This is a genomic window from unidentified bacterial endosymbiont (assembly GCF_918797525.1).
GTDB lineage: Bacteria > Pseudomonadota > Gammaproteobacteria > Enterobacterales > Enterobacteriaceae > Enterobacter.
Map to the genome: position 1 here is coordinate 3,006,822 of NZ_OU963893.1, position 24,617 is coordinate 3,031,438.

Sequence of the window (24,617 nt, forward strand, 5' to 3'; positions counted from 1 at the left end):
CCTCAAGCCTCTGTCCCCACATGATCTCTGGCCTTGCCAGAGATTTTTGCTTTTACAGCAGAAGTCGGGCACGCTGCTTGCCACCCGACGCCATGCTATTCTGCTTTTTCCACGAAGATGCCATCCGCATGGCCGAGTTCGTTAAAGAACCAAATGCCGAGCGGGTAATCCTCCAGTGATACCAGGTACATCGTGCCTTCACTAAACTCTTCAATTGCCAGCACCACCCCCGGGCGGCGTGGCCCCCCGTCGGTTTTGACAGTGACCCGTTCGTTGATCTTCATACGTTCCTCCTGTGGTTTTGAGCCAGTGTAGAACAAAACGCAAAGACGCACATCGCCACCGGGCGCGAATGCCGTTTTTGTGGGCAGTCTATACTCATTACTGGACACGGTTAAATGAGGTACCCGTAATGAAGACCGAAAAAGAGTATAGCGACACGATTAAGCGCGATGTTGAGGTGGATGTCGATGCCCTGCTTGCCGCCATTAACGAGATCAGCGAATCCGAAGTGCGCCGTACGGATAAAGATTCCGAATGCGTGATGGTGAACGGGCGGGATTACCACACCTACCGCGAACTGGCAGAAGCCTTCGAGCTGGATATCCACGACTTTAGCGTTTCTGAAGCCAATCGCTAGGCGAAAAAAATCCCGGTCATGGGGATGACCGGGATCAAGCTTGCGTATGCAAGAAGCACTTGAAAATTCGTTACATCAGGAAACCTGACGTGGGTGCAACATTATCCTTACCAGATTTATCTGACAAGCATATATTCTCCAGGCGAATATTATATTTGATACAAGTGATTAATTATTATGAGTAGTACCATGGGCGTGATGCGGGTTTGGCGGGATCGGTTCCCCGGGCCATTACCGGCGCCGTCGCTTTTTTTAGGATAATTCTTAGAAAATAGTTAGCATTTATTGGGGGCCTTTATGCCTATTGCACAGGACTCACTGCTGATTTTTAGCGACCTCGACGGGTCGCTGCTGGATATTCATACTTATGAATGGCAGCCAGCCAAACCCTGGCTGGACAAACTTCGGGAGTTACAGGTTCCAGTAATACTCGCCAGCAGTAAGACGGCCGGGGAAATAGCAGACATTCAGCAGGAACTGGGGCTGGAGGGGCTACCCTTTATCGCTGAGAACGGCGCGGTGATACAGCCTGATGTCCGCTGGGAACTGACTCAGCGCCTGTTCAGGGGGATGCTCCACAAGGATCTCCTGCCCATTATCGAGGACATTCGCCTGCAGGGCGGCTATAAATTCACCACTTTTGATGATGTTGATGAACAGGTTATCAGCGAGTGGACGGGGCTTAATCGCAATCGCGCATCGCTCGCGCGCAGGCAGGAAGCGTCCGTAACGCTCATCTGGCGCGACAGTGACGAAAAAATGGCGCACTTTGAAGAGGCACTGGCGCTTCGCGGCCTCAAGTGCCTGCAGGGCGCTCGCTTCTGGCACATCCTGGATCGGGCCTGTGCAAAGGACCTGGCCGTCAACTGGCTGGTCGGGCAGTACCGTGAGCGAGAGGCTCGCCTGCCGACCACGCTGGGTCTGGGAGACGGGCCGAACGATGCTCCGCTTCTGGACAGCGTTGATTTCGCCGTGGTCATAATGGGCCTCAACCGCCAGGGCATACAGCTTCGTGATGATAACCCTAATCGGGTCTACCACACCCGGCTGCCGGGTCCGGCGGGCTGGCATGAGGGGCTGGATCACTTTTTGTCGTGATGGCGCCAGACAACGCGGTTACGCCCGCTCTGTTTTGCCTGATACAAACGCGCATCGGCTATCGACTGCAGTTGTTCGAAATCATAATTATCTTTTTCCTGCGCGCAGCTTACGCCAAAGGAGGCGCTAATGCGCAGCGTGGTGCTCTTTTGCACCAGTATCTCCTTGCTGTCGATACGCGAGCGGATACGTTCCGCTACTCTCCTCGCCTCTTCCAGGTTAAGACCCGGCAGGACAATGCAAAACTCCTCCCCGCCCACGCGTCCGGCAACGTCATTCGTCCGTAGCGCGCTGGCAATCAGCCCTGCGGCGTGAGAAAGCACCTTATCACCGGCCTGGTGGCCGAAGCGATCGTTAATACTCTTAAAACGATCGAGATCGATCTGAATCACCGAAAATGGCAGCGAGCGACGCTGACAATGTTCCGCCAGTTTTGTTGCACGCTCAAAAAGCCCACCACGGTTGAGAAGCCGGGTAAGCGGGTCATGCCAGGCCTGCCACTGCAGCGAATGCTGAAGACTGTACATGTTGCTTACCATCCTGCGGATAACCCACCAGGAGATCAGAAGCATGGCGCTAAACAACGCCCATAGAAGCGCCAACACCACGCTGATGCTGCCGAAATCATCTCTAACGCCCTCCTGCAGGGTATGGATGCGTAGGATAACGCCATCGAAATGATCGAGCCGTGACCAACTGATAAAACGGCTGTCCAGGCGTATTCCGCCCTGGGTATCGGTCTCAATCGCCTGCGCTATCTGCGCCATATCGCTCGCATTAAACGGGCTCGCCTCCCCGTTCGGTGATTGCGAAGAGGCAATCCTGGTGAGCCGGGTATCGTAAAGCTGGTATTCGCCCTCCGGGTAGCCATCCGTGGCCTCCCCCAGCAGACGTTTCATGGTCTCAACGTTAAAATCCATCGCCAGCACGCCATACCAGAAATGGTCATAATAGATGGGCACGCTGGCGGTTATGAGCGTCTGATTGCCGGCAAATTGTGACCCCGGGTAAATAAACCAGCGCACGGCGCGGGCCCGGTTTTTGCGCTCGGATTGTTGAATAAACCACGGCTGCGTCACCAGTTGGTAATAGCGGGGCGAAATATCGTGCGGATTTTCAGGCGTATCGGTGGCGAGAAAAAATCCGGCGCGGGAGACATAGACGATCCGCTCCTCGGTGCGCCTGTTCGATAATGCCAGACGCAACAAATAGCCCACCTCCAGCGCGGCGGAGAGTTCGTTTTGTAGCCGCTCCTCATCACGGTTCAGAAGCGTGGTCTTTTCAACAAAGGCATCGGATACGCCGTTTATCGGTAACGTGCGGTTTTTGTCGAGGGCAATTTGCCAGTTTGACGTCTTACGCAGCGTGTCGAAATGGGTCACCGCGTGATGGAGCGGCCCGGATGCAAGCGGTGTTTGAATCGCTTCGCTCATACCGTGACGGAAAAAAAGCAGTTTGTTGACGCTGAACTGTAGCTGCCTGTCGAGCGCATTCGCCACGGTTTCCAGGTGGTTTCGCTGACTGGAGATATACGCATCTTCCAGAACGATGACTTCGCGCCAGGTGAGAAGAGTAGAAAAGAACAGCACCACAATGAAACAGAAGTTAACAATTAAGCCCGGATTGCTACGCTGATGCAGCCAGTGCAGAAAAGGGCGTCTTACAACATACGTATCTCGCTGCACACCCCCTCCCTGATTGCCACCCAGCACCCTTGACGTGATGTAAAAACGCCCGGCAAGCCGGGCGTTGCGTGATTAAGCCGTGTCGTGCTTTTGACGCCCGTCCCCTGACTGAAGCTCGTCTTCACGAAAAGCTTCCCGCTTGATGCTGTAACCATCGTGCCAGCGGCATTCTACCATTCCGCTGGCATACCCGGTCACAATCATGCGCGGGCCGCCCTGTTTAGGCTTAACTTCATCACTGACCAAAAAGACCATACCTGCCTCCTGTATCAGGGTGAAACTTTTTCAATTTAGACGACGATTGGCCTTTTTGCACCCTGAAACCACGAACAATTAATGCGCCGTTCCGCGCATTTTGCTAAACAGCTTCACTGCCGCCACCACGATAGCGCCAATGATAAAGCCCAGCACCAGGTTCATTAGCATCGGCAAAACAGCCGCCACAACGGCCCCGTGCGCGGAGGCGAAATGCTCAATGGCGTGGTGCAGCGGCGCGATACCGTGAACCACAATTCCGCCACCGACCAGGAACATGGCCAGCGTACCCACTATCGATAAACTCTTCATCAGCCAGGGGGCAAGGACCAGCAGACTTTTGCCGATACCTTTGGCGAACGCGCTCGATTTTTTCTCCAGCCAAAAGCCGATATCATCCAGCTTGACGATAAGCCCCACCAGGCCATACACCCCAACCGTCACCAGAAGGGCAATACCGGAAAGTACGATGACCTGGTTCATCAGCGGGGCTTCGGAAACAATTCCGAGCGTAATCGCCACAATTTCCGCCGACAGAATAAAGTCGGTACGGATGGCCCCTTTCACCTTATCGCGCTCAAAGGCTTTAGGATCTTTCGCCGCCAGTGCCTCAAGACGTTGCTGGCGCATCTCTGGCGTGTCGCTCTCTTTGCGAGAGGCCAGGGTATGCAGAACTTTCTCTGCCCCCTCGAAACATAAAAACGCCCCGCCAATCATCAACAGCGGCGTAATCGCCCAGGGGATGAATGCGCTGATCAGCAGAGCCAGCGGCACCAGGATCACTTTATTGATAAAAGAGCCTTTCGCCACGCCCCATACCACGGGCAGTTCACGGTTAGCCCTGACGCCGCTCACCTGTTGGGCATTCAGCGATAAATCATCTCCCAGCACACCTGCGGTCTTTTTTGCCGCCAGTTTTCCCATCACCGAAATGTCGTCCAGTAACGTGGCAATATCATCCAGCAATGTTAATAAGCTACTTCCCGCCAAAATCTCTATCCTTCTTTTTTTGATAATTAAGTGAATAGTATGGAGCAAAACCGGGCACCCGGAAACAAGCACCTCTCGTCAACAAAAAATTCACATCCTCACCACAATTAAAGCGCTCGCCAGTCCGATTGTTTTGGCGTTTACTATCAGCGACCTTTTAATTTCGTCGTGAGGGATTATGCGTTTCCGGCAATTATTACCCCTCATGGGAGCACTCTTTTCGCTCTACATCATCTGGGGTTCCACCTACTTTGTTATTCGTATTGGCGTAGAAAGCTGGCCGCCGCTGATGATGGCGGGCGCCATTGAAATGCTCGCTGCGGGGATTGTGCTGTTGATGGCCTCGACGCTGACGGGCGAGAAGCTGACGGCGGTACCGGATCTGTCAGGTTTCCTCGCCGTGGGGTACCTCACATTATTTGGTTCCATCATCGCCATTAACGCCTACATGTTCCTGATCCGTAACGTCTCTCCGGCCGTCGCCACCAGCTATGCCTACGTAAACCCGGTGGTCGCCGTGCTGCTGGGAACCTGCTTTGCCGGGGAAACGCTGGCACCAATAGAATGGCTGGCGCTGGGGGTGATTGTGTTTTCCGTGGTGCTGGTCACGCTGGGTAAGTATTTGCTGCCAGCAAAACCGGTTATCACACCGTGTGGGGTGGAAAAACCCTGAGGGGATGAATGCCCTGAGTGTCGATCTGCGCGGCCTGCCCGCCGCCGCAGATCCACTCTTCCAGCCGTTCGGTCAGTTGCGTATCGTTAAGTTTTAACCTGCCGCGTAGCGCGCACTCCCAGACAACCATAACCCGCCATCCCTCTGCGATAAGCGCGGCGAGATCACGCCGATCGCGGGCCACGTTCTTGCCTATCTTATCCAGCCAGAAATCGGTGCGCGTGGCGGGGACTTTAAATAAGTAACAGTGATGCTGATGCCAGAAGCAGCCGTGAGTGAAGATAATGCATTGATAGGCGTCGACAACGAAATCAGGACGCCCGGCAAGCGCGGGATCCTGCACCCGAAAATCAAACCCCGCCCTGGCCAGTAATCCGGCCAGTCGTTTTTCTATCGCGGTATCGCGCGTGCCAATGGCACGCATGTTTTTACTGCGCGTCGCCTTATTGTGCACATCCGTCATTCACGGCCTCACTCTGGCGCAGGGCGACGGCCTGTTTGATGCGGGAGGCCAGCAGCGTTGCCACCGCCGCGAACGCGGGCACCACCACGGAATTACCAAACTGACGATAAGCCTGGGTGTCCGAGACCGGGATACGGAAGCTGTAGCCCTGCGGAGTCTCAAAGCCCATCAGCCTTGCGCATTCACGCGGCGTTAAGCGACGCGGACGATGGCGTTGATTATTAGGATCGTCGAACGCTTTTTCACCCAGCGCTCTGTCCCAGCCTCTGTCGATAAGAATTTCCGCACCGTCTTTGTAATAGCGGGCGGAGAGCGTACGGGTCACGCTGTCCGGGTTAGCCGGGTTGACCATGCCAAAGCCGAAGCCGTTGCCTTTCGCCTGGTGCTTTTTGGCATAGCGATAGAGGTATTTCCACAGCACCGGCGTCAGAATGAATTTGGCATCAACGGCAGGCTCCAGCAGATCGGCCACGCTCGGGCGACGGGCGGGGTACAACGAGGATATATCCCGTAGGGTAAAGTCGCCCTTCAGGTTGAGATCGCGGCGAAAACCCACCAGCACGATACGTTCGCGGTGCTGGGGCAAAAAGTGTCTGCCGTCGATAATTTTGGGATCGTCTGCGCCCATATCCTGCGCATCAGCCACGTCGTAACCCAGCTCATCGAGCGTTTGCATGATGATGCGGAAGGTTTTCCCACCGTCATGGCTCTTCAAATTTTTGACGTTTTCCAGCACAAAAATGGCCGGTCGGCGGGCATCAATAATCCGCACGACATCAAAAAACAGCGTTCCTTGCGTATCACAGGCAAAGCCGTGGGCGCGACCAAGGGCATTTTTTTTCGACACGCCGGCAAGCGAAAACGGCTGGCAAGGGAAGCCGGCCAGCAGCACGTCGTGGGCCGGTATAGCGTCGCGAATATGCGCCGCCGCCTCTGCGTCAGTCACGCCGCTTTTGTGGCTCAGGGTCACATCACGAATATCGGCATTGAACCGATGTGCGTGGGGATCGCAGTACCAGTTGGCTTTGTAGGTGCGTAGCGCGTGTTTGTTCCACTCGCTGGTGAACACGCACTGCCCCCCAATGGCTTCAAACCCGTGGCGGATCCCGCCGATACCGGCAAAGAGATCGATAAAACGGAAAGCGTAATGGGGATGGGCGGCAGAAGGACGCGGCAGCAGGTTTTGCAGATAACGAAATTCACCGTCGCTCAGACGTTGCCCTGCACGCTCGCTGGTAAGCAGTCTTTTGAGGATGGCCGAGCTCCAGTGGCTTTCACCCTGCGCCAGCAGCTGGTTTGCGAGCGTTTTTGCATCATAAATTTCCAGCAGTTGCTGGAGTAATGCCTGCACTGTTGCCGTTGATTTCACAGCCTGCTCAGGTGCGGGCTCTGTCACTGTTTGAATTTCCTGCATACTTTTAACCGGGCAATAAAGACGGGAAACAGATTACCACAGTTCACTCAGGCAAACTGCGACGGAAACGGCGCTGGACCTGACTATCAACGCCGAAGTTGTCGCCCTGTAAGTCGGCACTCAGTTTTGCCATAAACTCGATAAGGAAATTGGCGTTATGCCTTGCGAGCTCACGTCCCGGGCCTGAGCGGTCATAGTATCTCAGCCTATATTATCCCCGGATGAATGCCGTCGAATGTCGCGTTGCCACATTCACATTGAGCCATATCACCAAAATCAACGCTGTCATCGAGTAATTTTTTGTCAGCATATGCGCGCATGTTGTTCTTACAAATGGAACACCATACGTGCGAGCACGTAAGTATGTATGACCAGGTCACCGTCAAGTCTTTGAACTCTTTTTTTTCGTTCATGTTCACTTTCCATTATTTCATTTAAAATCAGTTGGATACGCGCCTACTACGCAGGCATTTCTTATGTCGTCATTATCCTGCCCCTGCTATATGAACTTGCCGGAGCGACCATGTATATTGTGTACTGAATTTATGGGATTTCAACGTGGTTTAAACCCGCCTGGTGAAGCCAGTCAAGCGGGCTATTTTTTATGCTACGGCGCTTCCTGTAACGCCACGCGAATGAAGCCATTATTTTGCGTTAATAGCTCATGCGCTTGCCAGGCTTCCAGACCGGTGAGCACCATCAGAACCGCCGTTTTGCAATGGTGGTTACAGCTTTCCAGCGCGCACTTCGCCACCGCCCGAGTGCATCCTCCTGCTTCCATCACGATGGCGATTTGCCGCTCGGTCCATTTGATGCTGCTGGCCTGGAGATCCACCCGAAGGTTACTGTAGACACGCCCGGTTCGGATAGCCAGCCCGGTGCTCACCATGCTGAGGATCATTTTATGTGCAATGCCAGCTTTGGTATTAATATGTCCGGCAACCACATCAGCACCCAGTTCCGGAGCAATCACCATACTCGCCAGCTGCGCGGCTTCGCTTTGCGTATCGTCGGTGATAACGGCAACCGTCGCCCCGAGAGACCAGGCATGCCGCATCGCGCCCCAAACCCACGGTGTTTTTCCGCTAACGGTTACCGCCAGCATCATATCCTGTTCGGTAAATTTATGGGCCTGCAGGTCGATAACGCCACGCTCGTAGCTTGCGGTGTCATCGCCTGCGGTGATAGCAATGACCGGCGTTTTTCCTGGGGCATACTCTTGCGCGACCTGGCTCACCAGGCACCCGGACGGGCCTGCGCCAACCAGCACCAGACGGCCGCCGTGACTTAGCGTCGCCGCGGCGCTATCCACCACGCGGGCGATTGTCGTTAAGAATGGGGTAATGGCTTCAGAGATAAGTGCGTCATCCTGGTGAATAACATTCAGCATGTCCAGCGTAGACAATCTATCGATATTCATCGTGCTGGCGTGCCGTCTTTCCTTGACTGAACCGGTAAGCATAATACTCATAAACAGCCTCCTTATTATGCGTTCCCATACACTATAAGGGGTTTTATAGGGATGGCCTGCGAGAAGGGTCACGAAAAGCATCCCTTTGTGAAAAACACGTCATCAGCGATAATCAACTCTTTGTTATTCATCGCGGAGTGTTGATGAGCGATTTGCACCCCTTCCCCCTGACGCGCAAGCGCCCAATGAAACTAAACACGCTGCTCACGTTAATGGTGTGCGCGACCATCGGATCGGTGCTGCTGGTGGTGTTTGCCCTCTATTCGGCGCAAATCACCCGCGCGACGCGCGATGATGTTAAAGATACCGCTCTGGGCATTGCCCGCACGCTGGCGGACACGCCAGAGATTAAGCGCGGTCTGATGGAATCGCCTCAGGCCGACATTATCCAGCCCATTGCCCAGGCCGTAACGAAACGCAATGACCTGCTGTTTACCGTGGTTACCGATATGCAGGGCATCCGCTACTCTCACCCAAACGAAGCCCTGCTGGGGCTGCATTTTATCGGTGATGATCTGCCCCCTGCGCTGGAGGGGAAGGAGAACGTCTCCGTTAATCGCGGCGCACTCGACGAAGCGCTACGCGTCTTCACCCCGGTCTATGACGATGAGCACGAACAGATAGGCGTGGTTGTGGTGGGCATCTCGCTCTATAAGGTTGAAAAACAAATCGCCCGCAGCAGGCTTAATGCCGTCTGGACGATTTTATTCAGCATTTTAATGAGTTCGCTGGCTATCTGGGGCCTGGTGCGCGTCCTGAAACGTATTTTGTTTGGATTAGAACCTTATGAAATCTCCGCGCTGTTTGAACAGCGTCAGGCAATGCTACAGTCGCTGCGTGAAGGCGTGCTGGCCGTTGATATTCACGGTCGGGTGACGATGATTAACCATACCGCCAGAGAAATCCTGCTCCTGCCCGCAGGCAAACAAAGCGAAAACGCCAGTGAACCGCTGCTGTCGGGCCTGCGCGAGGTATCGCAAACGGGCATTGCACGTCAGGACCAGGAGATCAGCTGCAACGGGCGGTTACTGCTGTGCAACATGGTACCGGTAAAAAGTCAGAATCAGGTAATTGGCGCCATAAGCACCTTCCGCGATAAAACCGAAATCAGCCAGCTGATGCAGCGTATTGACGGCATGGTCAATTACGTTGATGCCTTGCGTTCGCATACCCACGAGTTTATGAATAAGCTGCACGTGATCCTGGGCCTGCTGCACATGAAGCGCTACGACAAACTGGAAGAGTATATCATCCAGACCGCTCACAATTATCAGACCGATATTGGCGTTATCCAGCGCAAGGTTAAGTCCCCGGTTATCGCCGGCTTTTTGCTCGGTAAAATGCACCGGGCCAAGGAAGCGGGCGTTACCTTAACGCTGGCCGATGAGTGTCTGATACCGGATACCGCGAATGAAGAGCAGGTGGCGGTGCTGGTGACCGTGCTGGGCAACTTAATTGAAAACGCGCTGGACGCAATGGAGGGTCAAGCGGAGGGCGAGATCGGCCTGTTGTTGCATTATCAGCATGGCTGGCTCAGCTGTGAAGTCAGCGATGACGGTCCCGGTATTGATCCCGTGCGGCTGGAGGCTATTTTTACCAAGGGCTACTCAACAAAAGGTGAAAACCGTGGCGTTGGGTTATTCCTTGCGCGTCAGCAAATTCAGAACCTGGGCGGCGATATCACCGTGGAATCTGAGCCTGGCGTATTTACCCAATTTTTTGTTCACATCCCCTGGGATAGCGAGAGGAATATCGCGTGATAAATGTATTAATTGTCGATGATGACGCCATGGTAGCTGACCTCAACCGTCTGTATGTTAACCGTGTTGAGGGCTTCAGCTGCAGCGGCGTCGCCTCCACGCTCAACCAGGCCGAGGCTATCATTAACACCCCCAGCCAGCCTGTTGATCTGGTGCTGCTGGATGTGTATATGCAGCAGGATAACGGGCTGGATCTGCTGCCCATCATCCGCGCGTCAGGCCGCCCGATCGATGTGATCATGATCTCCTCGGCTTCGGATGCGGCCACAATCCAGACCTCAATGCATTATGGCGTGGTGGATTATTTGATTAAACCGTTCCAGTTCCCGCGCTTTGAAGAGGCGCTGAACGGCTGGAAGGCGAAGCATAGCCTGATGGGATCGCATCAGTATTATGAGCAGGCAGACGTGGACAGGCTGCTGCACGGTGGTGCGCCGGAACTGGCAGACCATAAAAAATTGCCGAAAGGGTTAACGCCACAGACGTTGCGCACCATCTGTCAGTGGATAGACGCCCATCCGGAGAGTGAGTTTTCCACCGACGATCTGGCGAATGCGGTGGGTATTTCGCGGGTGTCATGCCGCAAATATTTGATCTGGCTGGCGCAAATCAACATCTTGTTCACCAGTATTCACTACGGCGCTACCGGCCGCCCGGTGTACCGTTACCGGCTTCAGCCTGAACAGACGGCCCTGCTCAAGCAATACTGTCAGTAACGCGATAGCAGTTATCCAGCAGGGTAAAACGGAAGTGGCGCGCTGAAGAGAGCACCACTTCTTTTGTTTTGGTCACAAAAATGGCTTCGATGTCGGGCCGTGCGTGCAGGACTGCGCAGCCTTTCTCCACGCCCATGCCGTACATCAGCGTGGTCCAGATATCACCATCAATCGACTCTTTCGAGACAATCGTCACGCTATCGAGTTCGTTATCCAGCGGGTACCCGCTACGTGGATCAAGAATGTGATGATAGCGTTTGCCATTATGTTCAAAGTAACGTTCATAGATTCCCGAGGTCACTACAGACCTGTTCTCCACCGTCAATGCGCCAATCAGTTCATCACCGGCGAAGGGTTTTTTTAGCCCCACGCTCCAGCCACCGTGCGGCGAGCCTAAGGTTTGAATATTTCCGCCGAGGTTGATAAGTGCGCACTCGGTCCCTTCCTGGCGCAGAAAATCCCGCACCCGGTCAGCGATATACCCTTTAGCAATGGCCCCCAGGTCGATCGCCATACCGGGTTTAAGCAGCATTACGCTACAGTGGGCTTCATCGAGTACGACGTCGGCCGGGTCGGTTAACCTAAGCAGCGCCGCAATGTCATTGGCAGGCGGGACGCTATCGCCGTGAAAACCAATTTTCCAGCGCTTTACCAGCGGACCTATCGCCAGGTTAAATGCACTGTCTTTGCACTGACTTGCCGCTTTCGCACAGCGAATAAGCTCAAACACCGGACGACTGACCGCCACCGGATGCTTTCCGGCAGCGTGGTTGATATCCATGACCTGGGACTGCGCACGGTTGACCGTCAGCAGATTTTCGTACTGTTTGATCAGGCGAAAAACGCGGGAGGCGAGTGCGTCATCATGGGTGAAGAGTTTCAGAAGGATGGGAGAGCCCATCAACACGGCAGAGTAGCTGTAGAGACGGTTATCATCAGGCATGGCAAACTTCCTCTGCGTATGCCCCGGCAGACTTGCCGCCGGGGATAATGCCGGATATCGCTACGTTTATCCGGCCTGGAAAACAGGTGCCTTACGCGCTTTTCGAGCGCATCGCCGCCTGATGTCCGGCAAGAGTACCAAAAATAATGATATCTGCCACCGCGTTACCCCCGATGCGATTCCCGCCGTGGATACCGCCAACCACCTCGCCAGCGGCAAATGCCCCAGCCAGGACATTATGATGGCTGTCCAGCACACAGGTTTCAGTGTTGATGGTTACGCCGCCCATGGTGTGGTGTACGCCTGGCGCAATCTGAATGGCATAGTACGGCCCTTCATTGATGGGGGCGCGCAGCGCGGTAGTACGGCCAAAATCATCGTCGTGCTGTTTTTCAACGAAGCCGTTATAGCGCTCCAGGGTGGCCAGGAAGGCGTGATGATCCATGCCCAGCGTCTCAGCCAGCGCTTTCGGCGAACTGGCGCTGGTCACAAAGCCTTTGGCAATGTACTCGTCTGCGGCTTTGTTTTTGGTGCGCACGTGCTCGTCGAAGATGATATAAGCATATTTCTCTGGCAGGGCGATGATTTGCGCCGACACTTTATCGCGGGTCGACATTTCGTTAAAGAATCGCTCCCCTTTCTGATTCACCAGAATGGCGCCGCCGCCGCGGATGGACTCGGAGATCAGATACGAGGTTTTCTGTTCAACGGTGGGGTGGATTTGAATTTCGCCCATATCCACGGTAGCGGCGCCAATGCGCTCCAGCAGAGCGATACCGCCACCGGTTGCCCCTTTATGGTTGGTGGTCACAAACCCTTCCAGGTCCGGACGGTATTGCACTACCATCTGGCTGTTGGCGCTAAATCCGCCCGTTGCCACAATGACGCTTTTGGTCGCAACGGTCAGGGTTTCATTCTCTTCGGTCGTCAGGCGCACGCCGGTCACTTCACCATTTTCGAACAGGATATCGCTCACCGACGTATCCAGCATCACGTCGATATTTCGTTTAGTGACGTTACGCACCAGGCCGCTAATCAAATATCCCCCTACTGCAGAACCGTCTTTTGGACGGTGGGTACGGTCAATACTCATGCCGCCGGTGGTGGTGATATCGTTGAGCATAATCCCGCGGGTCGCCAGCCACTCGATGGCTTGTGGGGCGTTCTCTACGAAGCGACGCAGCAGTTCCGGGTCGTTTTTATGACCACCGCCGTTCAGCGATTCCTGGTAAAACAGCTCTTTGCTATCCTGAATGCCTTTCACACGCTGGAAGCGCGTTTCTGCCGCGTTCATCCCGGCAGAGGCTTTGATCGTGTTGCCGCCGATGGTCGGCATTTTCTCGACGACCAGCACGCTCGCCCCTTCGTCGTGCGCCTGAATCGCCGCCGCAAGACCCGCGCCGCCGCTGCCAATAACCACCACATCAACGCTTTTCGTTTCATTCGGATCAACGCCCTCTTCCGCCGCCAGCGCTTTGCTGGATTTCAGCATTGCTTTAGAGACGGCTTTTTTCACCGCTTCACTCTGGCTGGTTGCGCCCGTAATGGCGTCGACGTGCGGGGTGTTGGCATCCAGAATACGGGTGCGGATCTCCTCGAAGCTGGTCACGAACTCAACGTCCTGGCCCGGGCCGGCAGCCAGCTCAATATCGGCAATGCGGTCGGTCTCCAGGCTGACGTTAATCACCAGCTCGTTCGTATCGTCCTGGATCTTCTCAACGAACATGCCGGGTTTGAATTTTGACTCTCCCATGCTCATATCGCGGATCATCGCCTCCACCAGCGAGAAGCGCCACAGCGGTTCAGGGATGCTCAGCGCTTCACGCTGGGTGCTGTCCATAAACAGCTCGAGGGTCTCACCCGCGGCAATACGATCCGTCCAGTCCGGGTAGGCGATGGTGGCTCGCCCCACGGCGATCAGGTCGTAGCCATGTTCAAGCCCTTCAACCGCGTCAGCAGCATTCACTACGCCGCCCACGCCCATCACCGGCACCTGCGCCAGCGTTTCAGAGCGCATAGCGCAATATTTTTGGATGAGCGGGGTCGGGTCTTGCGTGTCTACGATGGACGAACGCAAGGTTGCGCCAAGGGAAAAGTGCAGATAATCCACACCGCGCGCGGCCAGTTTTTCCAGCAGGTACAGGGTGTCTTCAAAACGAATGCCAGGCTCTTCCAACTCTTCAGGCGAGAAACGGTAGCCAATAATGAATGCATCGTCCGCGTACTGGCGCACCATTTTATGGGTAATGTCCAGCACCGCCAGCGGGAATCTGGCGCGGTTGTCGCGGCTCCCCCCCCACTCATCATCACGCTGGTTGGAGTTAGGTGAGTAGAACTGCTGGATCAGGTAAGTATTCGCCCCATGAATTTCTACCCCGTCGAAACCGGCCTGGATTGCGCGGCGCACGGCTTCACCAAACTTACCGATCATGGCTTCAACGTCTTCGCCCGACAGGGCAACGGGGGTTGCGGCACCGTCACGGGGTGCGGCAACGGCGCTTGGGCCCACAGGCGTGCGCCCGCCGATTAATGTCGGATCGACCATACGGCCGCCGTGGTAAATCTGCAGGAGTGCCTTTGAGCCTTTGGACTGGATAGCCTCGGCAATTTTCGCCAGCCCGGCAATTTTTTCGTCGTTATCGATACCGATCGCGCCCGGGAAGGCCAGACCGAGATCGTCGACAAAACAGCACTCTACAATGATGGTCCCCATACTGCCCGAACGCGCCCGGTAGTACTCCACCAGCTCGCTGCTGACGGTACCATCGTAATAACCCGTACAGGTGGTCATTGGTGCCATTAACAAACGGTTTTTTAGTTCTGTGCCATTCGGTAATGTGAAGGGGCGTAGAATGCGTTCGTTAGTGCTCATAATTAAACTCCAAACTTTTAAAATTAAGAATTCGTTATCCGGCCAGTTTTATTTCGATTTTTTATGCCGATATCATGACAGTAATATAACGATTTTTTTAGTTTCCAAAGTAATTACGTTAGTTATAAAACTATTTAATCCCTTCGATAACATCAATAACACATTAGTGTTAGCATCGATGTTTGATACTTTCACAATCTTTTAAAGCGCGTTAAAAAAAGAATGGTAATACCAATTTAACAAAATACATAAAACAACATTAAATTCAAAATCTTAGAGTGATACCAAATTATAAATGTTACGTTAATGATAAATTTTTCCGCTTAAACCCCTAATAACCACATACGTCTATGTGGTTATTATGAAAACAAGAAAAATACCTCTGCATTTCTATTTTATTGATCGCGATCAATAGCTATGGCATCTAAAAGGGCAATATAAAAACATCAACGGTTTTTATTTTAGCGCACACAAAAATGCGTTGAATCGCTCTTACAGAAAATACAAAAACGCACCTTTAATAACTAAATAAAGCAAAGAAACTAAAGAAAGCGATTTGTATTTTCACTGTACAACCCAATTCCTGACAACTTAAGACATGAAATTATGAATACAAAAACTGCTGTAACGCCTCCTGCGGCGAATCAAGCATCAAACGGAAAAGCAAAACGACTGCTGATGATGGCGCTGCCGATCATCGTCGCCGTGCTGCTGCTGTTTGTTCCGGTCCCTGACGGGCTGCCACCTTATGCGTGGTACTACTTCGCTATCTTTGTCGGTGTAATTGTCGGTTTGATTTTCGAACCGCTGCCAGGCGCGGTGATCGGCCTGACGGGTGTCATCGCCATCGCCCTTTGCAGCCAGTGGGTGCTCTTTAGCCCGGAACAGCTGGCCGACCCGCAGTTCAAGGTAGCGGGCGCCTCGTTTAAATGGGCCGTTAGCGGGTTCAGCAACTCTACCGTGTGGCTGATTTTCGGCGCCTTTATGTTCGCCGCGGGTTATGACAAAACCCGCTTCGGCCGTCGCCTGGCGCTGATTCTGGTGAAATATCTTGGGCGTCGTAGCCTGACGCTTGGTTATGCCATCACTTTTGCGGATCTGCTTCTGGCACCCTTTACGCCATCCAACACCGCGCGCAGCGGCGGGACCATCTACCCGATTATCGCCAACCTGCCACCGCTGTATGGTTCAAAACCTAACGATCCAAGCGCACGTAAGATTGGCTCCTATCTGATGTGGGTGGCGATCTCCGCTGCTTGTATCACCAGCTCAATGTTCCTTTCCGCACTGGCGCCAAACCTGCTGGCCCTGGCGCTGGTGAAAAGCATCGTCGGGATCAACATCTCCTGGGGTACCTGGTTTATTGCCTTCCTGCCGTTAGGCGTGCTGCTGATTATGATCATGCCGCTGTTGGCCTACTGGTTCTACCCGCCAGAAGTAAAAGTGAACGATGAAGTGCCGCTGTGGGCCAGCCGCGAGCTGGAAAAACTGGGCAAACTGTCGCGCAACGAGATCCTGCTGCTGGTGTTCGTCTGCTGTGCCCTGCTGATGTGGATCTTTGCTGCCGCGTGGATTGAACCGGCGATGGCGGCGCTGTTAATCGTCGGCCTGATGCTGTGGACCGGCGTACTCGAGTGGAACGATATCACCGGTAACAAAGCCGCCTGGAACACCTTTGTCTGGTTTGCTACCCTGGTGGCCCTTGCGGATGGCCTCTCTTCTACCGGTTTCATTAGCTGGTTGGGTAAAGAAGGTGGCCTGCTGATGAGCGGTATCTCTCCGGGCGTCGCGACTATCGTGCTGGTGCTGGCGTTCTACCTGCTGCACTACCTGTTTGCCAGCACCACCGCACACACCACGGCGCTGCTGCCAGCGATGCTGACCATTGCCGCCACCATTCCGGGCATGAATATGGAAGTGTTCGTCCTGCTGATGGTGACCTCGCTGGGGATCATGGGGATCATTACCCCTTACGGTACTGGCCCAAGCCCGATTTACTACGGCAGTGGTTATCTGCCAACGAAAGACTACTGGCGTATGGGTACCATCTTCGGTGCCATCTTCCTCGCGGTCCTGCTGCTGATTGGTTATCCGTGGATGTCGATGATATTTTGATTTCTGACCGCCGGGCTTATCCTCCGGCGGTTTTATTTTTTATGGAGCAAGCTATGTCAAACAAACCGTTTCACTACCAGCCCCCCTTTCCGCTCGCACATGACGATACCGAATACTACCTGCTGACCCGCGAGCACGTCTCTGTGGCGGAGTTCGACGGCCATGAAATGCTTAAAGTGGAGCCAGAAGCCTTGACGCTGCTGGCACAACAGGCCTTCCACGATGCCGCCTTTATGCTGCGTCCTTCGCATCAGAAACAGGTTGCTGCCATTCTTCATGACCCGCAGGCCAGCGAAAACGACAAATATGTTGCCCTGCAGTTTCTGCGCAACTCTGAAATTGCGGCAAAAGGCATCCTCCCAACCTGCCAGGACACCGGCACGGCGATCATCATGGGGAAAAAAGGCCAGCGCGTCTGGACCGGCGGCGGTGACGAAGCCGCCCTGAGCCAGGGCGTTTATAACACCTACATTGAAGACAATCTGCGCTATTCCCAGAATGCCGCGCTGGATATGTATAAAGAAGTCAACACCGGCACTAACCTGCCTGCGCAAATCGATCTCTATAGCGTTGATGGCGATGAGTACAAATTCCTCTGCATGGCAAAAGGGGGCGGTTCTGCCAATAAAACCTATCTCTACCAGGAGACCAAAGCGCTGATCACCCCGGCGAAGCTGAAAAATTATCTGGTTGAGAAAATGCGCACCCTCGGCACGGCGGCCTGCCCGCCTTACCATATCGCCTTTGTCATCGGCGGCACGTCGGCAGAGGCGACGCTGAAAACCGTTAAGCTCGCCTCCACCCGTTATTACGATGCGCTGCCAACCGAAGGAAATGAATATGGCCAGGCGTTCCGCGATGTTCAGCTTGAACAGGAACTGCTGCAGGAAGCACAGGATCTGGGCCTGGGCGCGCAGTTCGGCGGCAAATACTTCGCACATGACATCCGGGTGATCCGCCTGCCGCGCCATGGCGCCTCCTGCCCAATCGGCATGGGCGTTTCCTGCTCCGCCGACCGCAACATTAAAGCGAAAATCAACCGCGACGGGATTTGGATTGAGAAGCTGGAACACAATCCGGGCCAGTACATTCCTGAACCCCTGCGTCAACAGGGCGAAGGTGAGGTGGTCAGCATCAATCTCAATACGCCGATGCACGAAATCCTGGCGCAGCTTTCCGCTCACCCGGTCTCCACCCGCCTGTCGCTGAACGGCACCATCATTGTGGCGCGCGACATCGCGCATGCGAAACTCAAAGAGCTTATCGACAACGGTGAAGCCCTGCCGCAGTATGTGAAAGATCATCCTGTCTATTACGCCGGGCCGGCGAAAACGCCGCAAGGTTTTGCCTCTGGCTCTTTAGGCCCAACCACCGCGGGCCGTATGGATTCCTATGTGGACCTGCTGCAATCGCACGGGGCGAGCATGGTGATGCTGGCGAAAGGCAACCGCAGCCAGCAGGTCACCGATGCCTGTCATACACACGGCGGTTTCTACCTCGGCAGCATCGGCGGCCCGGCAGCCGTTCTGGCGCAGGACAGCATCAAGAGCCTGGAGTGCGTGGCGTATCCGGAACTGGGTATGGAAGCAATCTGGAAAATCGAAGTGGAAAACTTCCCGGCATTTATCCTGGTGGATGACAAAGGTAACGACTTCTTCCAGCAGGTGCAGAACAAACAGTGCAAAGGGTGTTCACAGCCCTGAGTTTTTCCATAACGCCGGTAGCAGCGACAGCATTTCATTCATCTCTTCGCGTTTGTCGCTGCCCGGTTTCCAGATGGTGACCATCGTCTGACTAATGCCCTGGCTGCCTACTTCGGTTGGCAGCCTTTTTACCTTTTCCCACCGGGTAGCCTGAAAGTGGGTAGGCAAAAATCCCCAGCCGCACCCCTGCTCCAGCAGGCCACGCAGGATCTCCAGCTCATTGGTGAAAATCGTATGGCCTGAAATCTGCAGGCGACGGGCGACCGGCTCGTCCGAAGCTGCATGCATGACGATCTGCGGGATAAGAGAGAGGTCAAGCAGAGACAGCGGCGAGGCGATATCTCTCACCCGCTCCTCAGATGCGTAGAAATCCAGATCGATTGCGCCCAACGCCCGCCACTCCATCTCATTACCCACGCTGCAGTTGTGCGCCTGACAGATGCCCAGGTCGGCCTGGCCGCTCGCCAGCAGGCTCTCGGCTTCATCACGCGCTGCGCAGATCAAACTCAAGCGAATTTTTTGCTTCGCCATTACCGCAATCAGCGCCTGTAAAAAAACGCGGGGAGTAAAGGGATCGTAGACCAGAGCGATCTCCTGCGCCGTATGCTTCGGTACTTCCCTGGCAAAAGCGTCAAACGCCCTTACCTGTCGTATCAACAGATGCGCCTGACGCTGGAGTTGTTCCCCCTCCGGCGTGAGCCGCAGCGTACGACCCTCCCGCAGGAACAAGGTATAACCCAGCCCATCTTCAAGAAAATCAACCAGGTCGCGAAGCGTGGTGCGATCTTTCTTAAGCTTCAGCGCCGCCTTACTCAGGCTGCCATGCTCAGCCACGGCGGTAAACGCCTCCAGTTGGGCAAATGAATAGGTCAACATCGCTATCGCGCTCTCCCTTCGAAAACGTGGGGGGTTTTCCCTCATAACGCGTTTTTTATTATACGTCGCGGGTTCGTAAACTGAAGTTGTTCCTCATTGATACGAGAAGATTATGAAAAACAGATTGTTAAACGTTACCCTGCTCGCCGGTCTGGTGGCCAGTAGCCTGCTCGCCTCTGGCGCCATGGCGGCCTGCAAAGGTACAGACTTGCAGACGTGTCCGGCCCCGTTTGATGCCTACCTGCCGGATCCCCATAACATGCTGACGTGGAGCCAGACTGACCGCGTCATCGGCTTTCGTAATGATTACCGTAATTACGCGGGAGATCGGTTTCGCCACGGTAACGCCACACCGCTGCTGGCGGCAGAAAAACCGCTGACCGATGCGCACTATCGGGTTAATGGCAGGCGCAACACTCTGCAGGATTATCTCAAGCGCCAGAACGTCAGCGGCATGCTGGTGTTGAAGAATGGCAAAATTGCCTGGAAATATCTTGCCGAAGGTAACACCGATTCCACGCTCTGGACGTCTCGTTCGGTCGGCAAATCGGTGGTTTCTGCCCTCGTCGGCGTTGCAATAAAAGAGGGTAAGATCCACTCCCTTGATGATTTGGTCACCCACTACGAACCTGATTTGAAAGGCACCGCCTGGGACGGCGTGACGCTGAAGCAGCTCATCACGCATACCTCTGGAGTGGCCTGGCGTGAGGATTACACGGATCCAACATCGGACTTTGCGCAGTTGACCGAGTGTGAGGCGCAACCGGGCACCTATGATTGCGTGCGTAAGTTGATCTCTGGCCTGCGCCGTGAACATCCGGCTGGCGAGAACTGGTCATATTCATCAGGCGGCGCATGGCTGCTGGGCGATGTGCTTGAACGCGCGACCGGCATGACACTTGCGGCGTATCTGGAAAAACGTATCTGGCAGCCATACGGTATGGCAAGTGACGGCATATGGCATGCCTACCGCAAAGGCCAGCACGATGTGGGTGCGCATGGCTTTAACGCCACGCTGGAGGACTGGGGCCGCTTCGGGGAGTTTATGCTTCATAACGGTACCCTGCCGAACGGTAAACAGATCCTGCCGGCGGGCTGGCTCCATCAGTCGTCCAGCTGGACGCACGCGAAAGGCTCCGTCTCCGCTGCCCATCCGAACGGACTGTATGGCTATCAGTGGTGGAATAATGAAGTGCCTGCCAGTGCCACAGGCGTGGAGCCCACAGCCCAGGACTCGTTACAGAATTCACTCTGGGCGCTGGGGATTTTCGGACAGATGATTATGGTGAATCCGACGGAAAATTTAGTCATCGTCCAGTGGTCCACCTGGCCGCAGGCAGAACCCTCATTTCGCGCTCAACCGCTGGAGGCCTCGCTGATGTTTAGCGCCATTGCCAACGCGCTGCGTTAAATTTTACACGCCAGGCGTAGCCTGGCTTCTCGCCTGCGTCACTTCACAAAATCGTAATATCAGTAGTTTACGTAAAACGAGTAAATAATTAATAGATGCTTTGTTAAGTTATTGTTACTTATGTAACGTCCGGTCAAGAAATTGTCATTAATGCTCCCTACGCATCAGTCCATGTGCTAAATGCGCTTATCTATTTCCGCTTCCTGATCCAGTTTTCAAAAACAGACGAGCATAACGTCAATAAACTGGAGATAACCATGATTTCCTCAGCCTCACCTGCAACCGTGCGCTCTAAAGCGGGCGCGATATTTCGAGTGACATCGGGCAATTTTCTTGAGCAGTTTGACTTCTTTCTGTTCGGATTTTATGCCACCTATATCGCCCATACGTTCTTTCCGGCCAGCAGTGAATTCGCCTCGCTGATGATGGCTTTCGCCGTCTTCGGCGCGGGCTTTTTAATGCGTCCGATCGGGGCAATCGTGCTTGGCGCCTACATTGACAAGGTAGGCCGTCGCAAAGGATTGATTGTCACGCTGTCGATTATGGCGACGGGCACTTTTCTGATTGTGCTTATCCCGTCTTATCAGAGCATTGGGCTGTGGGCGCCTCTGCTTGTTCTGATCGGGCGTCTGCTGCAGGGCTTTTCCGCTGGGGCGGAGCTTGGCGGCGTCTCTGTCTATCTGGCTGAAATTGCCACCCCGGGCCGTAAGGGTTTTTATACCAGCTGGCAGTCAGGAAGCCAGCAGGTGGCGATTATGATTGCCGCTGCCATGGGCTTTGCGCTGAATGCGCTAATGGAAGAGAGCGCCATTCGCGACTGGGGCTGGCGGATCCCGTTCCTGTTTGGCTGCCTGATTGTGCCGTTTATCTTCTTCCTGCGCCGCAAGCTGGAAGAGACCGAAGCGTTCCGTACTCGCCGCCACACCCTGGCGATGCATCAGGTTTTTAAAACCCTGCTCAGTAACTGGCAGGTTGTGGTTGCGGGCATGCTGATGGTGGCGATGACCACCACCGTGTTCTACCTGATCACCGTTTACGCACCGACGTTCGGTAAGAAAGTGCTGATGCTGAGCGCGTCAGACAGCCTGCTGGTCACGCTGCTGGTCGCCGTCTCCAACTTCATCTGGCTGCCGGTGGGCGGTGCATTGTCAGATCGCTACGGGCGCAAACCGGTGCTTATCGCCATGACGCTGCTGGCGCTGGCAACCAGTTACCCGGCGCTGACGATGCTGGCGAATGCTCCTGGCTTTGCCATGATGCTGGGCGTGCTGCTGTGGCTCTCTTTCCTGTACGGCCTGTATAACGGCGCGATGATCCCTGCCCTGACGGAGATTATGCCTGCTGAAGTTCGCGTAGCGGGCTTCTCTCTGGCCTACAGTCTTGCAACAGCGGTTTTTGGGGGGTTCACCCCGGTAATTTCCACCGCCTTGATAGAGTACACCGGCGATAAAGCCTCTCCGGGATACTGGATGAGCTTCGCGGCCCTGTGTGCGCTGCTGGCTACGCTTTATCTCTACCGTCGTCGCACTTTAGTGCTGCAAACCACCGCTGAGGAGTAAATCGCCATGGTCAAATTCAGATCAATACTTGCTTGCCTGGCGCTCACTGCCGTTAGCGCAGGCGCGCTTGCCGGGGAGGTTAGGGTGATGATTTCTGGCGGCTTTAAAGCGGCGCTGGAAAAACTCGCCCCGCGGTATGAATCAACACGTGGCGACAAGATCATTTTGATATCTGGCCCGTCGATGGGGAAAACGCCACAGGCCATTCCCGCTCGTCTTGCCCGGGGTGAAAAGGCAGATGTGGTGATTATGGTGGGCGATGCCCTTGCGAGACTCGATAAGGATCACCAGATTGCCCCGGGATCACGCGTGGAGCTTGCGGACTCGCCAGTCGGGATAGTTGTAAAAGCGGGCGATCCCGTTCCGCCTGTCGAGACACTGCCCGCACTGCGACAGACGTTACTGAACGCGGCTTCGGTTGCGTATTCCGACAGCGCCAGCGGCCGGTACGTTGAGAGTCAGTTGTTTGAGAAACTGGGCATTGAAGATCGAATGAAAGAGAAAGCGCACCGGGTGGAGCGTATTCCGGTGGCGTCAGAAGTGGCGAAAGGGCGATACAGCATTGGGTTCCAGCAGGTCAGCGAGCTTTTACCCGTACCGGGCGTCACGTTTGTCGGCAAACTACCTGATGAATTGCAATATATTACCCGTTTTGCCGGTGCCGTGACCGTCAGCGCGGCGAACCCGGCTCGGGGAAAAGCTCTGCTCGATTTCCTGGCCTCAGCGCCATCCCGGGAAACCATCACCGCAACGGGCATGATCCCCGTATCGGCTACGCTGCGCGATAGCGCGCAGTGATCAGGGCTTCCAGCTCGGCGGCAATCCACGACTGAATACGCCCGCTGCGCCGAATCAGTCCGACGGTACGTTTGACCTCGGGCCCGGTCAGCGGAATATGCGTCAGGAACGAATGCGCGGAGTGCGGCATCGACATCGCGGGCACGGCCGCGATGCCAACCCCCGCCTCGACCATTCCCAGCATCGTCGTCACGTGGCGAGTTTCGCAAATGCTCGGTCGTTCCGGCTGAATGTGGCCGAGCATTTGATCGAGCATGTTACGGTTGCCGGAAGTGATATCCAGGCTGATGTAATCCTGCTGATAAAACGCCTGCCACGTCAGGCATTTACGCCCAGCCAGAGGATGATCGCGACGGCATGCGGCGACATAAACATCCTCCACCAGCGGAATGAACGTGATGTCCGGCTGAAGACTTCGCGCAAAACAGATGCCAAAATCCGCCTGCCCGCTGGCAACCGCCTCAATGACGTTTCCCGCGCTGCTGTCAATAAGCTTAATGCGCACGCGCGGATAGCGGCCGTGAAACTGCCGAATGACGTCCGGCATAAAATGGCAGGCAGCCGAAGGTACTGCGGCGACGGTGATAAGCCCGGTGCGATCCTCACTCACTTTATCGATACCCGCCAGCAGCGATTCCACGTTTTCCAGCAGTTGCCCGCAGCGTTCGGCAAAGGTTTGGCCGAAGAGCGTAAGCGTGACGCGCCGGGTGGTTCGGTCGAACAATTTCGCGCCAACCGCGGCCTCCAGCTTTTCAATACGGCGGCTTAAGGCGGACTGAGAAAGACAGATTGACTCGGCGGCGATACGAAAATTACCGTACTCCACCAGGGCTCTGAAGGCATAGAGATCGTTGAGGTCGAAATTGACGGGCATATTTCTGGCAATCCTTAGCGCTTTCTGGAAACTCGAATATTCATAATAGCGAGTTATGAATCAGCGGCAACTCTTGAGGGTAACAGCCCGTCGGCAAGTGCTATTTTCTACGGGTGATTTTCTCAATGGGATTGTTATCACTGCAAAGAAGCGCGATAAGTGTTTGAATAGTGGCAAAGAGAGTCCGGCCCGCCCTGCTATACTGACATCTCTGCGATTTAAAGTTGGCTTCATGCCGGGTTATTTGGCATGTTACAAGACCTGACCTTTTAATTTTGTTCAAGTAACGAGTTTGCGAGCA

21 protein-coding genes and 1 pseudogene are annotated in these 24,617 nt (G+C 54.7%); 10 read left to right on the top strand and 12 right to left on the bottom strand.

From position 1 onward, the window contains the following. Positions 1-95: 95 nt before the first annotated feature. Positions 96-284, bottom strand: coding sequence for a protein DsrB (gene dsrB / locus NL510_RS14385; RefSeq protein WP_253377810.1), 189 nt, complete (start codon positions 282-284; stop codon positions 96-98). Positions 285-412: 128 nt separating this feature from the next. Here dsrB and yodD point away from each other — a divergent pair, with 128 nt between their 5' ends. Beyond that, a complete protein-coding gene (gene yodD / locus NL510_RS14390) occupies positions 413-640 on the top strand; it encodes a YodD family peroxide/acid resistance protein (protein WP_253377811.1) in 228 nt (75 codons plus the stop codon). 297 nt (positions 641-937) lie between these two features. Continuing rightward, positions 938-1,738 (top strand): mannosyl-3-phosphoglycerate phosphatase-related protein, encoded by an 801-nt coding sequence (locus NL510_RS14395; RefSeq protein WP_253377812.1) that lies wholly within the window; start codon positions 938-940, stop codon positions 1,736-1,738. Here the strand turns inward: NL510_RS14395 and dgcQ are convergent. From dgcQ to NL510_RS14410, 3 genes are all read right to left on the bottom strand, one after another. Next, entirely contained in the window at positions 1,723-3,423 is a 1,701-nt protein-coding gene (dgcQ, locus tag NL510_RS14400) for a cellulose biosynthesis regulator diguanylate cyclase DgcQ (protein ID WP_253377813.1), read from the bottom strand. The genes NL510_RS14395 and dgcQ overlap by 16 nt on opposite strands. Before the next feature lie 72 nt (positions 3,424-3,495). Beyond that, positions 3,496-3,678, bottom strand: a complete 183-nt coding sequence (locus tag NL510_RS14405) for a YodC family protein (RefSeq protein WP_253377814.1) — start codon at positions 3,676-3,678, stop codon at positions 3,496-3,498. Between the two features lie 78 nt (positions 3,679-3,756). Next, entirely contained in the window at positions 3,757-4,671 is a 915-nt protein-coding gene (locus NL510_RS14410) for a DUF808 domain-containing protein (protein WP_366518965.1), read from the bottom strand. A gap of 175 nt (positions 4,672-4,846) precedes the next feature. Between NL510_RS14410 and NL510_RS14415 the strand changes: the two genes are divergently transcribed. Further along, on the top strand, positions 4,847-5,341 hold the full coding sequence (locus NL510_RS14415; RefSeq protein WP_253377816.1) for an EamA family transporter: 495 nt from the start codon (positions 4,847-4,849) through the stop codon (positions 5,339-5,341). Here the strand turns inward: NL510_RS14415 and NL510_RS14420 are convergent. From NL510_RS14420 to NL510_RS14435, 4 genes and pseudogenes are all read right to left on the bottom strand, one after another. Continuing rightward, positions 5,313-5,804: a very short patch repair endonuclease gene (locus NL510_RS14420; protein WP_253377817.1), complete on the bottom strand. Its 492-nt coding sequence runs from the start codon at positions 5,802-5,804 to the stop codon at positions 5,313-5,315. The genes NL510_RS14415 and NL510_RS14420 overlap by 29 nt on opposite strands. Beyond that, on the bottom strand, positions 5,785-7,200 hold the full coding sequence (locus tag NL510_RS14425) for a DNA cytosine methyltransferase (RefSeq protein ID WP_253377818.1): 1,416 nt from the start codon (positions 7,198-7,200) through the stop codon (positions 5,785-5,787). Before NL510_RS14425 ends, NL510_RS14420 begins: the two co-directional genes overlap by 20 nt. 61 nt (positions 7,201-7,261) lie before the next feature. Continuing rightward, positions 7,262-7,396, bottom strand: a pseudogene (locus NL510_RS14430) (phosphohydrolase); the annotation flags it as partial. 429 nt (positions 7,397-7,825) lie between these two features. Then, positions 7,826-8,689 carry an N-acetylmuramic acid 6-phosphate etherase gene (locus tag NL510_RS14435; RefSeq protein WP_253377819.1) on the bottom strand — a complete coding sequence of 288 codons (864 nt, stop codon included), beginning with the start codon at positions 8,687-8,689 and terminating at the stop codon, positions 7,826-7,828. Positions 8,690-8,832: 143 nt separating this feature from the next. On the opposite strand from NL510_RS14435, the gene NL510_RS14440 reads away from it, so the two are divergent. Together NL510_RS14440 and dcuR are read left to right on the top strand one after the other, a co-directional pair. Further along, positions 8,833-10,449, top strand: coding sequence for a sensor histidine kinase (locus NL510_RS14440; RefSeq protein ID WP_253377820.1), 1,617 nt, complete (start codon positions 8,833-8,835; stop codon positions 10,447-10,449). Next, positions 10,446-11,165: a two-component system response regulator DcuR gene (dcuR, locus tag NL510_RS14445; RefSeq protein WP_253377821.1), complete on the top strand. Its 720-nt coding sequence runs from the start codon at positions 10,446-10,448 to the stop codon at positions 11,163-11,165. Before NL510_RS14440 ends, dcuR begins: the two co-directional genes overlap by 4 nt. On the opposite strand, the gene NL510_RS14450 is transcribed toward dcuR, so the two are convergent. Next, positions 11,146-12,108 (bottom strand): FAD:protein FMN transferase, encoded by a 963-nt coding sequence (locus NL510_RS14450; protein WP_253377822.1) that lies wholly within the window; start codon positions 12,106-12,108, stop codon positions 11,146-11,148. The two genes, dcuR and NL510_RS14450, sit on opposite strands and share 20 nt — an antisense overlap. A 91-nt stretch (positions 12,109-12,199) precedes the next feature. Next, positions 12,200-14,980, bottom strand: a complete 2,781-nt coding sequence (locus NL510_RS14455; protein ID WP_253377823.1) for a flavocytochrome c — start codon at positions 14,978-14,980, stop codon at positions 12,200-12,202. Between the two features lie 606 nt (positions 14,981-15,586). Between NL510_RS14455 and NL510_RS14460 the strand changes: the two genes are divergently transcribed. Both NL510_RS14460 and fumA read left to right on the top strand, forming a co-directional pair. After that, complete coding sequence (locus tag NL510_RS14460; protein ID WP_253377824.1) at positions 15,587-17,095, top strand: anion permease; 1,509 nt, start codon at positions 15,587-15,589, stop codon at positions 17,093-17,095. Positions 17,096-17,148: 53 nt separating this feature from the next. After that, entirely contained in the window at positions 17,149-18,798 is a 1,650-nt protein-coding gene (gene fumA / locus NL510_RS14465) for a class I fumarate hydratase FumA (protein WP_253377825.1), read from the top strand. Here fumA and NL510_RS14470 read toward each other — a convergent pair. Next, the gene (locus NL510_RS14470; RefSeq protein WP_253377826.1) at positions 18,787-19,674 is read right to left on the bottom strand and encodes a LysR family transcriptional regulator; all 888 of its coding nucleotides are present in this window, start codon (positions 19,672-19,674) and stop codon (positions 18,787-18,789) included. The two genes, fumA and NL510_RS14470, sit on opposite strands and share 12 nt — an antisense overlap. A 112-nt stretch (positions 19,675-19,786) precedes the next feature. Here NL510_RS14470 and NL510_RS14475 point away from each other — a divergent pair, with 112 nt between their 5' ends. The 3 genes from NL510_RS14475 (at position 19,787) to NL510_RS14485 (ending at position 23,442) form a co-directional block, all read left to right on the top strand. After that, entirely contained in the window at positions 19,787-21,085 is a 1,299-nt protein-coding gene (locus tag NL510_RS14475; RefSeq protein ID WP_253377827.1) for a serine hydrolase domain-containing protein, read from the top strand. Positions 21,086-21,342: 257 nt separating this feature from the next. Further along, entirely contained in the window at positions 21,343-22,644 is a 1,302-nt protein-coding gene (locus NL510_RS14480; RefSeq protein ID WP_253377828.1) for an MFS transporter, read from the top strand. A gap of 6 nt (positions 22,645-22,650) precedes the next feature. Further along, entirely contained in the window at positions 22,651-23,442 is a 792-nt protein-coding gene (locus NL510_RS14485) for a substrate-binding domain-containing protein (RefSeq protein ID WP_253377829.1), read from the top strand. Here NL510_RS14485 and psrA read toward each other — a convergent pair. Continuing rightward, positions 23,417-24,316, bottom strand: coding sequence for an L-proline-binding transcription factor PsrA (psrA, locus tag NL510_RS14490; RefSeq protein ID WP_253377830.1), 900 nt, complete (start codon positions 24,314-24,316; stop codon positions 23,417-23,419). The genes NL510_RS14485 and psrA overlap by 26 nt on opposite strands. Positions 24,317-24,617: the final 301 nt, after the last annotated feature.

Bases quoted from the DNA above. Each gene is read 5' to 3' on its own strand.
- dsrB (WP_253377810.1), bottom strand. From the start codon at position 284: ATGAAGATCAACGAACGGGTCACTGTCAAAACCGACGGGGGGCCACGC.
- NL510_RS14460 (WP_253377824.1), top strand. From the start codon at position 15,587: ATGAATACAAAAACTGCTGTAACGCCTCCTGCGGCGAATCAAGCATCA.
- yodD (WP_253377811.1), top strand. From the start codon at position 413: ATGAAGACCGAAAAAGAGTATAGCGACACGATTAAGCGCGATGTTGAG.
- fumA (WP_253377825.1), top strand. From the start codon at position 17,149: ATGTCAAACAAACCGTTTCACTACCAGCCCCCCTTTCCGCTCGCACAT.
- NL510_RS14415 (WP_253377816.1), top strand. From the start codon at position 4,847: ATGCGTTTCCGGCAATTATTACCCCTCATGGGAGCACTCTTTTCGCTC.
- NL510_RS14485 (WP_253377829.1), top strand. From the start codon at position 22,651: ATGGTCAAATTCAGATCAATACTTGCTTGCCTGGCGCTCACTGCCGTT.
- NL510_RS14420 (WP_253377817.1), bottom strand. From the start codon at position 5,804: ATGACGGATGTGCACAATAAGGCGACGCGCAGTAAAAACATGCGTGCC.
- NL510_RS14480 (WP_253377828.1), top strand. From the start codon at position 21,343: ATGATTTCCTCAGCCTCACCTGCAACCGTGCGCTCTAAAGCGGGCGCG.
- NL510_RS14405 (WP_253377814.1), bottom strand. From the start codon at position 3,678: ATGGTCTTTTTGGTCAGTGATGAAGTTAAGCCTAAACAGGGCGGCCCG.
- NL510_RS14440 (WP_253377820.1), top strand. From the start codon at position 8,833: ATGAGCGATTTGCACCCCTTCCCCCTGACGCGCAAGCGCCCAATGAAA.
- NL510_RS14455 (WP_253377823.1), bottom strand. From the start codon at position 14,980: ATGAGCACTAACGAACGCATTCTACGCCCCTTCACATTACCGAATGGC.
- NL510_RS14470 (WP_253377826.1), bottom strand. From the start codon at position 19,674: ATGTTGACCTATTCATTTGCCCAACTGGAGGCGTTTACCGCCGTGGCT.
- NL510_RS14435 (WP_253377819.1), bottom strand. From the start codon at position 8,689: ATGAGTATTATGCTTACCGGTTCAGTCAAGGAAAGACGGCACGCCAGC.
- NL510_RS14395 (WP_253377812.1), top strand. From the start codon at position 938: ATGCCTATTGCACAGGACTCACTGCTGATTTTTAGCGACCTCGACGGG.
- psrA (WP_253377830.1), bottom strand. From the start codon at position 24,316: ATGCCCGTCAATTTCGACCTCAACGATCTCTATGCCTTCAGAGCCCTG.
- NL510_RS14450 (WP_253377822.1), bottom strand. From the start codon at position 12,108: ATGCCTGATGATAACCGTCTCTACAGCTACTCTGCCGTGTTGATGGGC.
- NL510_RS14475 (WP_253377827.1), top strand. From the start codon at position 19,787: ATGAAAAACAGATTGTTAAACGTTACCCTGCTCGCCGGTCTGGTGGCC.